This window comes from Arthrobacter sp. HMWF013 (genome assembly GCF_003061105.1).
Taxonomy (GTDB): Bacteria; Actinomycetota; Actinomycetes; order Actinomycetales; family Micrococcaceae; genus Arthrobacter.
Genome location: NZ_QAIQ01000603.1, coordinates 1,009 through 1,729, shown reverse-complemented (window position 1 = coordinate 1,729; position 721 = coordinate 1,009). Strand labels below are relative to the sequence as shown.

General features: G+C 67.0%; 1 pseudogene. It reads left to right on the top strand.

Going from position 1 to position 721, the window contains the following annotated elements:
• A pseudogene (locus DBR22_RS24880) lies at positions 1-721 on the top strand (bifunctional [glutamine synthetase] adenylyltransferase/[glutamine synthetase]-adenylyl-L-tyrosine phosphorylase); the annotation flags it as partial.

The following is a 721-nucleotide window of genomic DNA, read 5'->3' as shown; positions in this document are numbered from 1 at the left end:
CTGCTGCCCATCCTGCTGGACTGGCTGGCCGAAGGTGTTGACCCCGACGCCGGACTTCTCGCCTTTCGCCGCGTCAGCGAGGCACTGGGCACAACCCACTGGTACCTGGGCATGCTCCGTGACTCCACGGCAGCCGCCGAGCGGCTGTGCCATGTCCTTTCCAACTCCAGGCTGATTGCCGACCTTCTGGAGGTGTCGCCGGAATCGGTGGCCTGGTTGGGCAACGACAAGGATCTTGCACCGCTGGGCTTCGAGGCCCAGTGGCAGGAGATTACCTCCAAGATGTCCCGGCACTCGGACCCGGAGAGTGCCATGCGGCTGATCCGGCTGATCCGGCGCCGGGAGATCCTCAGGATTGCCATCGCCGATTCGGCCGGACTGCTCAGCCAGGAGCAGGTGGGCACAGAACTGGCCAACACCGACCGGGCGGCGGTACTGGGCGCCCTGCGTGTGGCCGAAGGCATTGCTGCCGCCGCCGGCCCGTTGAAGACGGCCGTGCTGGTGGTGGCCATGGGCCGGCAGGGTGGCCGGGAGATCGGCTACGGCTCCGACGCGGACGTTATGTATGTCCACCGTGCGCTGCAGGGCCACTCCGAGGAGGAAGCTCAGGAGCAGGCGCAGCGGATCGTTTCCTCGATCTCCAACCTCCTGACGCAGCCGCTCAAGCCTGCCATCATGGCAGAGCGTGTCCTGCAGATGGACGCCGACCTGCGGCCGGAGG